15 protein-coding genes are annotated in these 16582 nt (G+C 64.9%); 12 read left to right on the top strand and 3 right to left on the bottom strand.

Going from position 1 to position 16582, the window contains the following annotated elements; all coding sequences use genetic code 11:
- The first annotated feature begins 4 nt into the window (after positions 1–4).
- From argC to CHB96_RS18155, 10 genes are all read left to right on the top strand, one after another.
- Entirely contained in the window at positions 5–1072 is a 1068-nt protein-coding gene (argC, locus tag CHB96_RS18200) for an N-acetyl-gamma-glutamyl-phosphate reductase (RefSeq protein ID WP_089249168.1), read from the top strand.
- Positions 1069–2295: a bifunctional glutamate N-acetyltransferase/amino-acid acetyltransferase ArgJ gene (argJ, locus tag CHB96_RS18195; protein ID WP_089248824.1), complete on the top strand. Its 1227-nt coding sequence runs from the start codon at positions 1069–1071 to the stop codon at positions 2293–2295. Before argC ends, argJ begins: the two co-directional genes overlap by 4 nt.
- The gene (gene argB / locus CHB96_RS18190) at positions 2292–3227 is read left to right on the top strand and encodes an acetylglutamate kinase (protein WP_089248822.1); all 936 of its coding nucleotides are present in this window, start codon (positions 2292–2294) and stop codon (positions 3225–3227) included. Before argJ ends, argB begins: the two co-directional genes overlap by 4 nt.
- Positions 3224–4414 carry an acetylornithine transaminase gene (locus CHB96_RS18185; RefSeq protein WP_089248820.1) on the top strand — a complete coding sequence of 397 codons (1191 nt, stop codon included), beginning with the start codon at positions 3224–3226 and terminating at the stop codon, positions 4412–4414. Before argB ends, CHB96_RS18185 begins: the two co-directional genes overlap by 4 nt.
- Positions 4415–4418: 4 nt before the next feature.
- On the top strand, positions 4419–5354 hold the full coding sequence (gene argF, locus CHB96_RS18180; protein WP_089248818.1) for an ornithine carbamoyltransferase: 936 nt from the start codon (positions 4419–4421) through the stop codon (positions 5352–5354).
- Positions 5351–5869, top strand: a complete 519-nt coding sequence (locus CHB96_RS18175; protein WP_371829030.1) for an arginine repressor — start codon at positions 5351–5353, stop codon at positions 5867–5869. The genes argF and CHB96_RS18175 overlap by 4 nt, the downstream gene beginning before the upstream one ends.
- Positions 5870–5928: 59 nt before the next feature.
- The gene (locus tag CHB96_RS18170) at positions 5929–7128 is read left to right on the top strand and encodes an argininosuccinate synthase (protein WP_089248816.1); all 1200 of its coding nucleotides are present in this window, start codon (positions 5929–5931) and stop codon (positions 7126–7128) included.
- Positions 7125–8558 (top strand): argininosuccinate lyase, encoded by a 1434-nt coding sequence (argH, locus tag CHB96_RS18165; RefSeq protein WP_089248814.1) that lies wholly within the window; start codon positions 7125–7127, stop codon positions 8556–8558. Before CHB96_RS18170 ends, argH begins: the two co-directional genes overlap by 4 nt.
- Before the next feature lie 106 nt (positions 8559–8664).
- Positions 8665–11685, top strand: a complete 3021-nt coding sequence (locus CHB96_RS18160) for an AMP-binding protein (RefSeq protein WP_089248812.1) — start codon at positions 8665–8667, stop codon at positions 11683–11685.
- Between the two features lie 89 nt (positions 11686–11774).
- The gene (locus CHB96_RS18155) at positions 11775–11984 is read left to right on the top strand and encodes a Trm112 family protein (protein ID WP_089248810.1); all 210 of its coding nucleotides are present in this window, start codon (positions 11775–11777) and stop codon (positions 11982–11984) included.
- Positions 11985–11992: 8 nt separating this feature from the next.
- Here the strand turns inward: CHB96_RS18155 and CHB96_RS18150 are convergent, their stop codons facing one another.
- The 3 genes from CHB96_RS18150 to CHB96_RS18140 are packed head-to-tail and all read right to left on the bottom strand — an operon-like array spanning position 11993 to position 14126.
- On the bottom strand, positions 11993–12601 hold the full coding sequence (locus tag CHB96_RS18150; RefSeq protein WP_245865855.1) for a TetR/AcrR family transcriptional regulator: 609 nt from the start codon (positions 12599–12601) through the stop codon (positions 11993–11995).
- Entirely contained in the window at positions 12598–13353 is a 756-nt protein-coding gene (locus tag CHB96_RS18145; RefSeq protein ID WP_089248806.1) for an ABC transporter permease, read from the bottom strand. Before CHB96_RS18145 ends, CHB96_RS18150 begins: the two co-directional genes overlap by 4 nt.
- A complete protein-coding gene (locus CHB96_RS18140; protein WP_371829029.1) occupies positions 13350–14126 on the bottom strand; it encodes an ABC transporter ATP-binding protein in 777 nt (258 codons plus the stop codon). Before CHB96_RS18140 ends, CHB96_RS18145 begins: the two co-directional genes overlap by 4 nt.
- A 61-nt stretch (positions 14127–14187) precedes the next feature.
- Between CHB96_RS18140 and CHB96_RS18135 the strand changes: the two genes are divergently transcribed.
- Both CHB96_RS18135 and tyrS read left to right on the top strand, forming a co-directional pair.
- Positions 14188–14802 (top strand): DNA-3-methyladenine glycosylase, encoded by a 615-nt coding sequence (locus CHB96_RS18135; RefSeq protein WP_089248804.1) that lies wholly within the window; start codon positions 14188–14190, stop codon positions 14800–14802.
- Between the two features lie 50 nt (positions 14803–14852).
- A complete protein-coding gene (tyrS, locus tag CHB96_RS18130) occupies positions 14853–16124 on the top strand; it encodes a tyrosine--tRNA ligase (RefSeq protein WP_089248802.1) in 1272 nt (423 codons plus the stop codon).
- Positions 16125–16582 lie beyond the last annotated feature (458 nt).

Raw genomic sequence — 16582 nt, 5'->3', positions numbered from 1 at the left:
TCGTATGAACGCTCGGAATGATGACGTGGAGACCTCTCCGCTGCGGATCGCCGTCGCGGGGGCCAGTGGATACGCGGGTGGCGAGATTCTGCGCCTGCTGCTCGGCCATCCGGGGGTGGCGTCGGGCCGCCTGGTGATCGGTTCGCTCACAGCAGGCGGCAACGCCGGGTCCGCCCTTGGTGAGTTCCACCCGCACCTGTTGCCACTCGCCGACCGAGTGCTCACGGAAACCACCATCGACGAGCTCTCCGGGCACGACGTGGTCTTCCTCGGATTGCCGCACGGCAAGTCGGGCGAAATCGCGAAGCAACTGCCGGAGTCGGTCGTCATCATCGACTGCGGTGCCGACTTCCGACTGTCCGACGCGGCCGCGTGGGAGAAGTACTACAAGTCCGCTCATGCGGGCACCTGGCCGTACGGTCTGCCCGAGCTGCCCGGTCATCGGGACAAGCTGGTCGGTGCGACGCGGATCGCCGTTCCGGGTTGCTATCCGACGGTGTCCTCGCTCGCATTGGCTCCGGCCGTCGCGGCAGGCATCGTCGAGCCGAGGGTCAACGTCGTCGCGGTCAGTGGCGCGTCCGGTGCGGGTCGTGCGCCGAAGGCGGACCTGTTGGGCTCGGAGATCATGGGTTCGGTGCGGGCGTACGCTGTGGCGGGCGCTCACCGGCACACTCCCGAGATCGTGCAGAACCTGTCGGCGCTGTCGCCGGAGCCGGTCACGGTGTCGTTCACTCCGGTCCTTGCGCCGATGCCGCGCGGCATTCTCGCCACGTGCACTGCCCGGACGACCGCGACGCAGGAGCAAGCCCTCGAGGTCTACGAAAAAGCTTATGCGGCAGAACCGTTCGTGCACGTGCTCGGACCGGGCCGTCTGCCGCAGACCGGTGCGGTGATCGGGTCCAACGCAGTCCAGATCAGCGTGTCCGTCGACGCCGACGCGGGTCTGCTCGTGGTCGTCGCCGCGATCGACAATCTGACCAAGGGAACTGCGGGCGCCGCAATCCAATCGATGAATCTTGCCTTGGGCATCCCCGAGACCGATGGTCTCTCGACAGTAGGAGTCGCACCGTGAGCAGCGCCACCGAGGCAAACCTGGTGTCGGGCAAGCTTGTTCGTAGTCAGGGCGTCACTGCGCCCGCCGGGTTCCGTGGCGCGGGCATCGCAGCCGGAATCAAGGCGAGTGGCAAGCCGGACCTGGCATTGGTGTTCAACGAAGGACCCGACACCACGGCCGCCGGCGTGTTCACGAGAAACAAGGTGAAGGCTGCGCCGGTGCTGTGGTCGCAGCAGGTTCTGAGCACCGGAAAGCTCCGCGCAGTGGTGCTGAATTCCGGCGGTGCCAACGCATGCACGGGTGCACCCGGATTCCAGGATGCGCACCGCACGGCAGAGGAAGTCGCAGGCGCACTGAGCAATTGGGGTACCGAGACCGGTGCCATCGAAGTCGCCGTGTGTTCGACGGGCTTGATCGGTGACCGGCTGCCGATGGACAAGCTGGTCCCGGGCGTCACCGAGGTCGTGCACGAACTCGCGGGAGGCATCTCCGGCGGTACCGATGCGGCGTACGCCATCATGACCACCGATACCGTTCCGAAACAGGCCGCCTTCCACCACGCGGACAAATGGAACGTCGGCGGAATGGCCAAGGGCGCAGGCATGCTCGCCCCGTCGCTCGCGACGATGCTCAGTGTCGTCACCACCGATGCGGTTGCGACTGCCGAGCAGCTCGACGAAGCCCTGCGCACCGCGACGCGGTTGTCGTACGACCGGCTCGACGTCGACGGCGCCACGTCGACCAACGACACTGTGCTGCTGCTGTCCTCGGGCGCCAGTGGCGTCACGCCGAGTCAGGCAGATCTGAACGCAGCCGTTCTGGCGGTGTGCGACGACCTCGCCGACCAGATGATGGCCGACGCCGAAGGTGTCACCAAGCGGGTCAAGATCACGGTGTCCGGTGCGGCTTCCGAGGACGACGCGTTGATCGGCGCGCGTACCGTCGCCCGAGACAGTCTCGTCAAGACTGCGTTGTTCGGGTCGGACCCCAACTGGGGTCGCGTTCTCGCAGCGATCGGTATCGCGCCGATCGAGTTGAACCCGGATCTGATCGCCGTGTCGTTCAACGGAAATCCGGTGTGCGTCGACGGCGTCGGTGCTCCCGGCGCGAGGGAGGTCGATCTGTCCGGCGAGGACATCGAGGTCACCATCGACCTCGGGCTCGGCGAGCAGTCCGTGTCCATCAGGACGACGGACCTGTCGCACGCGTACGTCGAAGAGAATTCGGCATATTCGTCGTGACCGCCACCGAATTGTCGGCGTCGCAGAAGGCGCACACGCTCGCCGGGGCCCTGCCGTGGCTGCAGAAGTTCCACGGCAAGATCGTCGTCGTCAAGTACGGCGGCAACGCCATGGTCGACGACGACCTGAAGCGCGCGTTCGCCGAGGACATGGTCTTCTTGCGTACCACGGGAATTCATCCGGTGGTCGTACACGGGGGAGGCCCGCAGATCACCGCGATGCTGTCGAGGCTCGGGATGACGGGCGAATTCCGGGGCGGATTCCGCGTCACGACGCCGGAGGTCATGGACGTCGTCCGCATGGTCCTGTTCGGTCAGGTGGGTCGAGAACTGGTGGGCCTGATCAACAGCCACGGCCCGTACGCCGTCGGAATCTCGGGCGAGGACGCGCACCTGTTCACCGCGTCGAAGCGCGAGGTCATGGTCGACGGCGCGCTGACCGACATCGGTCTCGTCGGCGACGTCACGTCGGTCAATCCCGACGCGGTGCTCGATCTCATTGCGGCAGGACGTATTCCGGTGGTCTCGACCATCGCGCCGGATGCCGACGGCGTCGTACACAACATCAACGCAGACACTGCTGCGGCCGCACTGGCCGAGGCGATCGGGGCGGAGAAACTCGTCGTCCTCACCGATGTCGAAGGCCTGTACACCAACTGGCCGGACCGAAGTTCGCTCACGTCGGAGATCGATCCCGACGCGTTGGCCGCGCTGCTGCCGTCGCTCGACGCGGGCATGGTGCCCAAGATGGAAGCGTGCTTGCGTGCCGTGCTGGGCGGAGTACCGTCCGCGCACGTGATCGACGGCCGCGTTCCGCATTCTGTACTCGTCGAACTGTTCACCGGCGAGGGAATCGGCACGATGGTATCCGCCCAGAACACCGACACTCAGCACACCGACACTCGGAACATCGACAAGGGAGGCCTTTCATGAATACCACTTCGGACCTCCAGGCCCGCTGGTCCAACTCGCTGATGGACAACTACGGTGTTCCCCGAGTGGCGCTGGTGCGCGGTGAAGGAGCCGTCGTCACCGATGCGGACGGCAAGGACTACCTCGACCTGTTGGCCGGCATTGCCGTCAACATTCTCGGGCACGCGCATCCCGCCGTCGTCGATGCCGTGACGACCCAGCTGTCGACGCTCGGGCACACGTCGAATCTCTACGCGACCGAACCCGGGATCGCGCTCGCAGAGCAGTTGCTGTCCCACCTCGGTGCGGGCACGCACGGTCGAGTCTTCCTGTGCAACTCGGGGACCGAAGCCAACGAGGCTGCGTTCAAGATCGCGCGCTTGACGGGTCGGCCGAAGATCATCGCTGCGCAGAAGGCGTTCCACGGTCGGACGATGGGTGCGTTGGCACTCACGGGCCAGGAGGACAAGCGCGCACCGTTCGAGCCGATGCCCGCCGGTGTGCAGCACGTGCCGTACGGAGACGTCGCAGCACTCGAAGCGGCGGTCGACGAGGACACGGCCGCGGTGTTCCTCGAACCGATCATGGGTGAGGGCGGTGTTGTGGTCCCGCCCGAGGGCTACCTCCTCGCAGCCAGGGAGATCACTGCGCGCCACGGTGCCCTGCTGATCCTCGACGAGGTGCAGACGGGAATCGGCCGCACCGGATGGTTCTACGCCCATCAGGCAGTGGGCATCGTCCCCGACGTCATCACCCTCGCGAAAGGGCTCGGCGGCGGACTGCCGATCGGAGCGTGCATCGGCATCGGCGAGGCCGGAAAGCTGCTGCATCCGGGCAAGCACGGAACCACGTTCGGCGGGAACCCTGTGTGCGCGTCCGCTGCGCTCGCGGTCCTGAAGACTCTGGCCGACGACGACTTGATCTCCCACGCCGACCGTCTCGGCAAGGTCATCACACACTCGATCGAAGAACTCGATCACCCACTCGTGGATCACGTTCGCGGATCCGGTCTTCTGCTCGGTGTCGTCCTCACCAAGGCCATCGCCGCCAAAGCCGAAGCCGCAGCACGTGATTCCGGTTTCTTGATCAATGCCGCACAGCCTGACGTTCTACGCATAGCCCCGCCGCTCGTCCTCACCGAGGAGCAGGCGGCGTCGTTCGTCGCAGCATTGCCAGCCATTCTCGACACAGCCGACGAAACGGAGTAGCCCGATGGCGCTCGTACACTTCCTGCGCGACGACGACCTGAGCCCGCAGCAACAGGCCGAGGTCCTTGCTCTCGCAGCCGAACTCAAACGTGCCCCCTTCTCGAAGCGGCCTCTCGAAGGTCCGAAGGGTGTCGGAGTCATCTTCGAGAAGAACTCGACGCGTACGCGCTTCTCGTTCGAGATCGGTATCGCGCAATTGGGTGGCCACGCGGTCGTCGTCGACGGCCAGAGCACGCAGCTGGGACGAGAGGAGACGTTGCAGGACACCGGACGTGTGCTCTCGCGTTACGTCGACGCGATCGTGTGGCGCACGTTCGGGCAGAAGCGCCTCGAGCAGATGGCAACCGGCACGACCGTCCCGATCGTCAACGCTCTGTCCAACGAGTTCCACCCGTGCCAGGTACTCGCCGATCTGCAGACACTCGTCGAGCAGAAGGGCAACCTGAAGGGGTTGGAGCTTGCCTATTTCGGTGACGGTGCCAACAACATGGCGCACTCGCTGTTGCTGGGCGGCGTCACTGCAGGCATCAACGTGACCATCGCGGCGCCCAAGGAGTTCGCGCCCCTGGATTTCGTTCTGGACGCGGCGAAGGCCCGCGCCGAGGAGACCGGCGCGACCATCACGATCACCGAGGACCCGCATGAGGCGGCTGCGGGCGCGGACGCTCTCGTCACCGACACGTGGACGTCGATGGGGCAGGAGAACGACGGTCTCGACCGGGTTGCGCCGTTCCGGCCGTACCGCATCGACACCGATCTGCTGTCGAAGGCGAAAGCGGATGCGATCGTGCTGCACTGCCTGCCGGCGCACCGCGGCGAGGAGATCACCGACGAGGTGCTCGACGGCCCGCAGAGCGTCGTGCTCGACGAGGCCGAGAACCGTCTGCACGCGCAGAAGGCACTGTTGGTGTGGCTGCTCGAGCAGGCGCGACGACCGTGAGCGAGGAGGTGTCGTCGGTGCCGTTGACGGCATCGACCAGGGCGGGTCGGCAGGCGCGCATCGTCACGCTGCTGGCGACGAATCAGGTTCGCAGTCAGCCGGAACTCGCGTCACTGCTCGCAGCCGAAGGCATCGACGTCACCCAGGCCACGCTGTCGCGTGATCTCGACGAGCTCGGCGCGGTGAAACTGCGTGCCGCGGACGGTGGGGTCGGCGTCTACGTGGTGCCCGAGGACGGCAGTCCGGTCAGGGGCGTCTCGGGCGGAACCGATCGCTTGACCCGGCTGCTCGGTGAGTTGCTGGTATCGACCGATTCCAGTGGAAATCAAGCCGTTCTGCGCACGCCTCCTGGCGCGGCGCACTATCTCGCGAGTGCGCTCGACCGCGCATCGCTGAGGGAGGTTGTCGGCACCATCGCCGGGGATGACACCATCTTCATGATCGCTCGTGAGCCCACGACCGGCAGCGAGCTCGCGGACAAGATCGAAAGACTGGCCCGACGCGCGGAGAAGTAGTCCACGCGGAGGGTTCGACACACAGACAAACACAGAAGCTATTAAGGAGCGCACACACCATGGCCGAACGCGTCATTCTCGCCTACTCGGGGGGATTGGACACCTCCGTCGCCATCAGCTGGATCGGCAAGGAGACCGGCAAAGAGGTCGTCGCCGTTGCCATCGACCTCGGACAGGGTGGCGAGGACATGGAGGTCGTGCGTCAGCGCGCGATCGATTGTGGCGCCGTCGAAGCCGTCGTCGTCGATGCTCGTGACGAATTCGCCGACGAGTACTGCCTGCCGACCATCCAGAACAACGCTCTTTACATGGACCGCTACCCGCTGGTCTCGGCCATCAGCCGTCCGCTGATCGTCAAGCACCTCGTCGACGCGGCCCGCTCGCACGGCGGAACCGTCGTCGCACACGGCTGCACGGGCAAGGGCAACGACCAGGTTCGCTTCGAGGTCGGCTTCAACACCCTCGCGCCCGAACTCGACGTCCTGGCTCCCGTCCGCGATTACGCGTGGACCCGTGAGAAGGCCATCGCGTTCGCCGAAGAGAACAAGATCCCGATCAACGTCAGCAAGAAGTCGCCCTTCTCGATCGACCAGAACGTGTGGGGTCGCGCTGTCGAGACCGGGTTCCTCGAGGATCTGTGGAACGCTCCGACCAAGGACGTGTACGACTACACCCAGGATCCGACGGCGAACTGGACCGCTCCCGACGAGCTCATCATCGGCTTCGACAAGGGTCGCCCCGTCAGCATCGACGGTCGTCCGGTGTCGGTTCTCGAGGCCATCCAGGAGCTCAACACCCGTGCCGGTGCCCAGGGCGTCGGACGTCTCGACGTCGTCGAGGATCGGCTCGTCGGAATCAAGAGCCGCGAGATCTACGAGGCTCCGGGTGCGATGGTGCTGATTCGTGCGCACGAGGAACTGGAGCACGTCACGCTCGAGCGCGAGCTCGGTCGCTACAAGCGCCACACGGACCAGAAGTGGGCCGAGCTGGTGTACGACGGCCTCTGGTACTCCCCGCTCAAGGGTGCGCTCGACACCTTCAACACCCACACCCAGGAGCACGTGTCCGGCGAAATCCGCCTGACGCTGCATGCGGGCACGATCAACGTCAACGGTCGTCGCAGCGGCGAGTCGCTGTACGACTTCAACCTCGCGACGTACGACGAGGGCGACACGTTCGACCAGTCGTCGGCCAAAGGCTTCGTGCAGCTGCACGGCCTCTCTTCCAAGATTGCAGCCAAGCGGGACCTGGGCTTGTGAGCCAGAAAACCAACCACGGCTCTCTGTGGGGCGGGCGCTTCGCGTCCGGCCCCGCGGAGGCCATGGCGGCCCTGAGCAAGTCGACGCATTTCGACTGGGTGTTGGCGCCCTACGACATTCGCGCGTCCATGGCGCATGCGCGGGTTCTGCACGGCGCGGGCCTTCTGACCGCCGAGGACCTCGAGACCATGCTCGACGGCCTTCGACGCCTTGCCGACGACGTCGCGTCGGGTGCTTTCGTGGCGGCGGAGTCCGACGAGGACGTGCACGGTGCGCTCGAACGCGGGCTGATCGATCGCGTCGGATCGGAAGTCGGCGGACGCCTTCGTGCCGGCCGTTCGCGGAACGATCAGGTGGCCACGTTGTTCCGAATGTGGTTGCGCGACGCCGTACGACGTGTGTCGGCCGGTGTGCTCGACGTCGTCGACGCGTTGGCCATCCAGGCAGCGTCGCATCCCAGCGCCGTCATGCCGGGCAAGACGCACTCGCAGGCCGCACAACCAGTGCTGCTCGCGCATCACCTTCTCGCGCATACTCATCCGCTACTGCGTGACGTGCAGCGATTCCAGGACTTCGACAAGCGAGCTGCGGTGTCCCCGTACGGTTCCGGCGCCCTGGCAGGCTCATCGCTCGGACTGAATCCGGAGCAGATCGCCGCAGAACTCGGATTCGATTCTTCCGCCGAGAATTCGATCGACGCGACGTCCTCACGTGACTTCGCCGCCGAGGCGGCGTTCGTGTTGGCGATGACAGCTGTCGATCTGTCGCGTCTGGCCGAGGAAGTCGTGTCGTGGAGCACGCCCGAGTACGGCTACGTCACGCTTGCCGACGCGTGGTCGACGGGAAGCTCGATCATGCCGCAGAAGAAGAATCCCGACGTCGCGGAGCTCACGCGCGGCAAGACGGGTCGACTCATCGGCAACGTGACCGGTCTGCTCGCGACTCTGAAGGCGCAGCCGCTGGCGTACAACCGCGATCTGCAAGAGGACAAGGAACCGGTCTTCGATTCGGTCGCGCAGCTGGAATTGTTGCTGCCGGCTCTGGCAGGCCTGGTGTCGACGCTGACGTTCCACGTCGATCGGATGGCCGAATTGGCGCCTGCGGGTTACACGTTGGCGACCGACATCGCCGAGTGGATGGTTCGACAGGGCACCCCGTTCCGAGTCGCACACGAGGCGGCCGGCGCGTGCGTTCGTGTGGCGGAGGCCCGCGGCGTCGGACTCGACGAGCTGACCGACGAGGAGCTGGCATCGATCGACGCCTCGCTCACTCCGGCAGTGCGGGAGGTCCTGACGGTCGAAGGTTCGATCTCGTCGCGTGATTCTCGCGGCGGCACCGCGGCGGTGCAGGTGGCGTCACAACTGGGTGGCGTCCGGGCGACGGCCGAGGGCCTTCGGGCATGGGCCGGGACCGTACTCGTCACGGACTGAGGCACAAAAAGTCACGCACGCCGGATTTCGCGACGGTGCGTGTGAGAAGCTTCGAGTTACTTAAGGTGGGGCGGTCGGGTAGCCGAGTCGAACGCAGGAGTTTGTTGTGGTGGGACTGAATGCAGATGCGTTTCGTGAGCCGTTGCGGCGAGCGATCGCCACTGCACAGAACGGTCTCGAGGTCATCCGGCTCGGTGGCCTCGAGACCGAAGTCGATCCGTCTCCGTTCAAGGTCGTCGATCGTGACGCGATGTACCGACTTCGACGCTATTTTCCCGACGACGCCGAGCACGAGTCGAGGCCGCCGGTAGTTCTCGTTCCACCGATGATGGTGTCCGCCGACGTCTACGACGTCACCACCGAGCAAGGCGCGGCGGGCATCCTGCACAGCATGGGTCTCGATCCCTGGGTCGTCGACTTCGGTTCTCCGGACACCGAGGAGGGCGGCTGGAGTAGGACACTGGCCGATCACGTCGTCGCGATCAGCGAAGTCGTGGACAAGGTGTACGAGCTCACGGGCCGCGACGTCCATCTCGGTGGCTACTCGCAGGGCGGCATGTTCTGCTATCAGGCCGCGGCGTATCGGGGCGGTAAGAACCTGGCCAGTCTCATCACGTTCGGCGCACCCGTCGATACTCTCGCGGCGCTGCCGTTGGGGATTCCGGCAGGCGTCGCCACCCGGGGCGCCGAATTCCTGGCCGATCACGTGTTCACGAGGCTCGCCGTGTCGGGGTGGATGGCACGCACCGGATTCCAGCTGTTGGACCCGGCGAAGACGGTGCGTTCGCGCCTCGATTTCCTGAGGCAACTTCACGACAGAGAGGCGCTGCTCCCTCGGGAGCCGCAGCGCCGGTTCCTTGCGCTCGACGGCTGGGTCGCCTGGTCCGGTCCGGCGGTCGCGGAACTGCTCAAGCAGTTCGTCGTGCACAACCGGATGATGACCGGTGGATTCGTCATCAAGGACCGACTCCTGACGCTGTCGAATCTGACCGTGCCGGTGCTGGCATTCGTCGGCGAGGTCGACGACATCGGCCAGCCTCTGGCCGTTCGCGGTATCAAGCGCGCAGCCCCTCGTGCCGAGATCTACGAATCGACGTTGCGTGCGGGGCATTTCGGCCTCGTGGTGGGGAGTACGGCCGCGTCGCAGACCTGGCCGACGACGGGGGAGTGGATTCGGTGGCGTGAAGGGCTCGGTGAACAACCCGAGGCCGCGCACGAAATGCGGTACGACGAGCATCCGGACACCGAAAGCGGTGTCTCCGTGAGCAATCGGTTGATCCACACTGCGGCATCGATTGCGGAGGTGGGCGTCGGCGTCGGAAAAGGCTTGGCGGCAGCGGCAACCGGCGCCGTACGTGGCACGCGGGAGATCTCGACCGAAGCAGTCCGCACTCTGCCCCGATTGGCGAGACTCGGTCAGATGCAGCCGCATTCGACGGTGTCTCTCGGTCGGCTGCTCGCCGAGCAGGGCCGCCGGTCGCCTGCAGGCGAATGTTTCCTGTTCGACGACCGCGTGCACACCTACCAGGCTGTCAACGTGCGTATCGACAATGTCGTGCGCGGCTTGATCGTGTCGGGCGTTCGTCCGTCGGCGCGCGTCGGTGTTCTGATGGAGACGCGGCCGAGTGCCTTGGCGGCGGTCGCGGCTCTGTCGCGTATCGGGGCGGTCGCCGTTCTCCTGCCGCCCGGTGGGGACTTGGACAGTGCGTTGCGGGCCGTCGACGTCGACACAGTCATCGCGGACCCCGAAAACCTGCAGTCTGCAACACTTCTCGCTGCGAACGTGCTCGTGCTGGGTGGTGGTGACGTGCGTGAACTCGATGTGCCCGACGGCGCCGACGTCACCGACCTCGAAGCGATCGATCCGGATTCCGTGCGGTTGCCCGCGTGGTTCGAACCGGATCCAGGACGCGCCCGCGAGCTGGCCGTCGTTCTGTTCACCGCGACGGACCGAGGACTGGAGCCGCGTTTCATCACCAATCACCGATGGGCGTTGTCCGCGTACGGAACGGCGACGGCTGCCGCACTCGGCGCCGGCGATACCGTGTATTGCCTTGCGCCGCTTCATCACTCCGCTGGATTGCTGGTCAGTGTCGGGGGAGCCCTTGCCGGTGGTTCGCGAATCGCGTTGTCGCGTGGCCTCGATTCGACGCGTTTCGCGAGCGAGGTCGCGCGGTACGGCGTGACCGTGATCAGCTACACGTGGGCGATGATGCAGGGAATCCTCGACGACGAGAACCTCGAACTCGACCTCAATCATCCGGTGCGATTGTTCATCGGTTCCGGGATGCCCGTCGGGCTTTGGAAGCGAACCCTCGAACGGTTCTCGCCGGCACGCGTTCTCGAGTTCTACGCGTCCACCGAGAACGACGTCATTCTCGCGAACGTCGCCGGCACCAAGATCGGGTCGAAGGGCAGGCCTCTGCCGGGCAGTGCTCGCGTCGCGCTCGCCGCATACGACCCGCTGTCGGGCCGTCTGGAGGAGGACGAGAACGGTTTCGTGCGGATGTGCCGCGACGACGAGATCGGATTGCTCCTCGGACGCCCGGGCAGTGAGGGCGAGGTCACCAGTCCGCTCATGCGCGGTGTCTTCGAACCAGGGGACTCCTGGGTTCCGACGGAGAATCTCTTCCGACGGGATGCGGACGGAGACTACTGGCTGGTCGACCGCAAGGACACTGTCGTCAAGGCCGCACGTGGGCCGGTGTACACCCAACCGATCATCGATGCCTTCGGCGAGGTGGACGACGTCGAATCGGTCGTCGTGTACGGCATCGAGGCGGATGGGGCGACTGCCGGGCAGGCTCGACGCCTGGATCATGGCGTCGACGAGATCGCGGTGTGCGCACTGTCCGTGCGAGCGCACGGGTCGTTGGCGGCCCGAACGATCACCGACGCGATGGCCGTGCTGCTTCCCGCCCAGCGACCCGACGTCGTACATGTCGTCGACGGCATTCCTCTGGGCCGGGCATACCGTCCTCGCGCCTCCGAGCTGCAGCAACTCGGTTTGCCGACACCCAGCGCGAAGACATGGTTCTACGACGCCGATCAGAGTTCGTACCGACGGTTGACCAAAGCGGTCGTCGCGGACCGATTCACGAGGACCGCCGAGGCGTCGGACAGATAGCGCCCGAGCCGCGTGCGGTGGGTTGGGTAGGTTGAGCAGACGGACTTCTCACGTCGAAGAAGTCGAGAACTTGCGAGAAAAGGACTTCAGTGGCGATCGATCAGAACCTTCTCGGCATTCTTGCGTGCCCGGTCGACAAGGGCCCGCTCCTTCTGGTGGAGGACGAGTTGCTCTACAACCCGCGGTTGCGTCGGGCATACCCGATCGAGAACGGCATTCCCGTCCTGCTCGTCGACGAAGCGCGAGACGTCGACGACGTCGAGCACGAATCGATTCTGGGTCGCGCACAGTCGGCCTGACAGTCTTCTCAGCTGGGCAGCGGCCCCGTCAGATAGCGCTGAAGCGTCGGCGCCACCGAGGCTACAAGACGGTCGGCCGGCATCGAGGCGATCGGCTCGAGCTTCAGGATGTGTCGGGTCAGCAACAGCCCGGTCATCTGTGATGCAACGAGGTTGACACGTTCGAGCCCCGAACCCTCGGGCATGTCGACGCGAGCCGCGGTGTCGCGCAACGCTATCTGCATCAGAAAGGTGCTGATCAGACTCGTGTCGCCGCTGGCGATCATCGAGCGGAACGCAGCGACGACCGCCTCGCCGTGGTCCGAGTCCCAGACACCGAGGATCGTGCTCACCAGCGTCCGACCGAGATCGCTCGTATCTGCGGTGCGTATCGGTTCCAACACCGTCGCCGGGTCGACCGGCAGCGCCACGGCCGCGACGAACAGGTCCCTCTTGGTTCCGAAATAGTGGTGCACGAGAGCGGCGTCCACTCCAGCATCCGATGCGATCGCGCGAATCGACGTCGCATCGAATCCTGCCTCCGCGAATCGGGTACGAGCGACGGCGAGGATGGCGTCCTTGGTACCCGATCGACCAGGGCGCCGACCGGTTCGGGTCGTCGCAGGGGCCTTCGTCACGGTGTTCGCCGACGCAGTGTCGCGGCGCCTGCGCACAGTGCGACGACGGTGAAGCCTGCCACCACTGCGATGTCGACGCCCATGCGCCCGGTGAACGTGGGGTTCGCCGATATTTCCTGTAGTGCGTCGACTGCGTAGCTGAGCGGTAGCACGTTGCTGATCGCATGCAGCCAATCCGGCATCTGTTCGCGCGGAAGCAGTAGTCCGCACAGGAACAGCTGCGGAACCACGACGACCGGCATGAACTGCACCGCTTGGAACTCGGTACGCGCGAACGCGCTGCACAACAGGCCGAGTGCCACTCCGAGAATCGCGTTCAGGACTGCGATCAGCAAGACCCACGCCATCGGGCCGGACGTCGTCAAGCCGAGGAGTCCGAACGAGACGGCGCATGCCAGTAGTGCCTGCAGCACCGCAGCCACCGAGAAGGCAGTCGCGTAGCTCGCCAACAGGTCCAACTTGGACATCGGAGTGGTCAGCAGCCGCTCCAACGTTCCCGTGCTTCGCTCGCGCTGCATCGCGATCGACGTGATGAGGAACATGACGACGAACGGCAGAATGCCGAGCATGGCGATCGCGATGCGATCGAACAGAGGCTGCGTGCCGGGCTGTGTCGGGACGTCGTCGTACAGGAAATACAGAAGTGCCATCAGCAGCGACGGTACGAGCAGGATCATCGCGACGGTTCGGTGATCGGAACGCAACTGTCGCAGGATTCGTCCCGTGCCTGCACCGTAGATCTGCATGGTCATGACGTCTTCTCCATCTTCTCGGTCGACCGGACGAGAGACAGAAACGCATGTTCGAGCGTGGATTCACCCGTCCTGTCCAGCAGTTCGTCCGGTGTGAGACGGGCGAGTACGACGCCGTCGCGCATCAGAATCAGCGTGTCGCAATGTTCGGCCTCGTCCATGACGTGGCTCGACACGAGAATCGTCGTGCCCGCGGCCGCGATCTGGGCGAATCGTTCCCACAGTTCGAACCGCAGGACCGGGTCGAGTCCGACGGTCGGTTCGTCGAGGATCAGCAACTCCGGTTCGGCGACAAGGGCGCTCGCGAGAGATACCCGCCCGAGTTCACCGCCCGACAGGTCAGCCGTGAGCGACGACGCGTGATCTGCCAGCCCGACCGAGTCGATCGCGGAGTCGACGGCAGAGCCTCCGCGGCCGTACATGGCTGCGAAGTACGCGATGTTGTCGCGGACGGTCAAATCTCTGTAGACACTCGGGGCTTGGGTGACGTAGCCGACCCTCGACCTCAGGCTTTTGGCCCCTGCAGGTGATCCAAGAACCGAAACGCTGCCCCCCGTCACGATCTGTGTGCCGACGATGGACCTCATCAAGGTGGTTTTTCCGCAGCCCGACGGCCCGAGCAGACCGGTGATGGAGCCGCGCGGGATCGTCAGATCGATGCCGTGGAGAACTGTCCGTTTGCCTCGACACACGGTCAGCGTGTCGACGACGACTGCGGGTTCGACGAGATTCCCCATGACGACCTCCCGAATTTCACCGATCGATGATTTCATCCACCGATGAATTATCGACCCGGTCCGACTGCTGGGTCAACAGGCGGCAAGATGGGTCCCCGTGGATATCGCCGCTCTGACAGGACATCCGATCGACGCAGCGCGTGCGTTGCTCGGCGCATCGGTCACAGCCAACGGCGTCTGTGTCGAGATCGTGGAAGTCGAGGCCTACGGCGGCCCTGAAGGAGGACCGTGGCCTGACCCGGCCGCTCATTCGTATCGTGGCCCGACCCCGCGCAATTCCGTCATGTTCGGCGAGGCAGGCCGGTTGTACGTCTACCTGAGCTACGGGATGCATCTGTGCATGAACGTCACGTGCGGTCCCGACGGGGAAGCAGGCGCAGTCTTGCTGCGGGCTGGGGTGGTGACCGGCGGCCAAGGCGTCGCACATGCACGACGCGGCCCGCGTGCGAGCGAGCTGCGGCTGGCGAGCGGCCCCGGAAATTTCGGTGCGACGTTGGCAATCGCATTGGGAGACAACGGTATCGATCTACTCGACCCGACGTCAGCGGTAACGCTGACGAAGAATGCCGACGCACGGTGCATCGCGGATGTCGAGGCCGGCCCTCGCGTCGGAGTCAGTACGGGCGCCGACAGGGCGTGGCGGTTCTGGGACCCGAGTTCGCGCGCTGTGTCGAGCTACCGTCGCAGTCCCCGTGCGGTGCCGGGTGACTGAGCGACGGCCCTAGGGGACGGCCGAGGTGATCCATGCGGGAAGATCGATGGGTGAGCGAGAACATCATCGACGAACTGACATGGCGCGGACTGATCGCACAGTCCACCGACCTGGACGAACTGAAGAAGGCGACGTCCGACGGCCCGATCACCCTGTATGCGGGATTCGATCCGACCGGACCCAGTCTCCACGCGGGTCACCTCGTTCCTCTGCTCGCATTGAAGCGCTTCCAGCGTGCCGGACATCGTCCGATCGTTCTGGCCGGTGGGGCGACGGGCCTGATCGGAGATCCTCGTGACGTCGGGGAACGCACGATGAACTCGTCGGACACAGTCCGGGAATGGGCCGACCGCATTCGCGGCCAGCTCGAGCGGTTCGTCGAGTTCGGCGACGCGTCCACGGGCGCAATCGTCGAGAACAACCTGTCGTGGACGGGTGAACTGTCCGCCATCGATTTCCTGCGTGACATCGGCAAGCATTTCTCGGTGAACGTCATGCTCGCGCGAGACACCGTCAAGACACGTCTCGAAGCCGACGGCATGTCCTACACGGAATTCAGCTACATGCTGCTCCAGGCGAACGACTACGTGCAGTTGCGTCGTAAGCACGGCTGCACTCTCCAGATCGGTGGATCCGATCAGTGGGGCAACATCGTCGCCGGCGTCGAACTGAACCGACGTAAGGACGCGGCGTCGGTCCATGCTCTGACGGTTCCTCTCGTGACGTCGGCGGACGGCAAGAAGTTCGGTAAGTCGACCGGCGGCGGAAGCCTGTGGCTCGATCCGGAGATGACGAGCCCCTACGCCTGGTACCAGTACTTCGTGAACACAGGCGACGCAGACGTCGTCAAGTACCTCCGGTGGTTCACGTTCCTGAGCCAGGACGAACTCGCCGAACTCGACGAGGCGACCAGAGAACGACCCCATGCTCGTGAGGCCCAGAAGCGTCTGGCTGCAGAGATGACGACGCTGGTGCACGGAGCCGAGAACACCCGGGCGGTCGAGCTTGCAAGCCAAGCGCTGTTCGGACGTGCAGAACTCCAGGAACTGGACGAAGCGACGTTGGCTGCTGCGCTGCGCGAGACGTCGGTGTTCGACGTGGCATCGGGGGAGCCGTCGACGATCATCGACCTGCTCGTCGGCACCGGACTGTGCGAGAGCAAGGGCGCCGCGCGTCGTGCGGTGAAAGAGGGCGGCGCATCGGTCAACAACCAGAAGATCGCCGACGACGAGTGGACACCCGCGCGTGATGATCTGCTGCACGGCAGTTGGTTGGTGGTGCGACGCGGCAAGCGCAACTTTGCAGGCGTGCGCATCATCTGAGCACCGCGGGCCGCGGTGGCGCGAGTCACAAACGTGTGATTCCAGCTCTGGGGTGGGTATCCACCTGTCGCCAGAGCCGCCACCACGGGCACGGTGTTTGCCGTTGAGTTGCCGAGCGACCTGGGAATTTGACGTGATGTTTTCCGCCGCGTAACTTTATCCAAGTCAGAGCGACACGGACACCGACTCCAGCCGAGAGGCCGGAGACAACGAGGTAGTACGGGGTTCGCACTGAAAATCCGATACGACAAGCAGGTAGTGTCGTTTCGGTAGGTCCGACAAAACGGCCGATTGACTCGGTCAGCCGGATCGGTTAGGCTGGAACGGTTGCCCCAGACGCCCTGAGATTGCGATTTCAAGGCTGATGGTGTGCGCGTGTTCTTTGAGAACTCAACAGTGTGTCGATGAATGTCAGTGCCGAATGTTTTTGGTGCTCATGCCTTTTGGGGTGTGGGTGT

The sequence above is a fragment of the Rhodococcoides kyotonense genome, from assembly GCF_900188125.1.
GTDB lineage: Bacteria > Actinomycetota > Actinomycetes > Mycobacteriales > Mycobacteriaceae > Rhodococcoides > Rhodococcoides kyotonense.
This window is presented reverse-complemented; position numbering and strand designations above follow the sequence as displayed.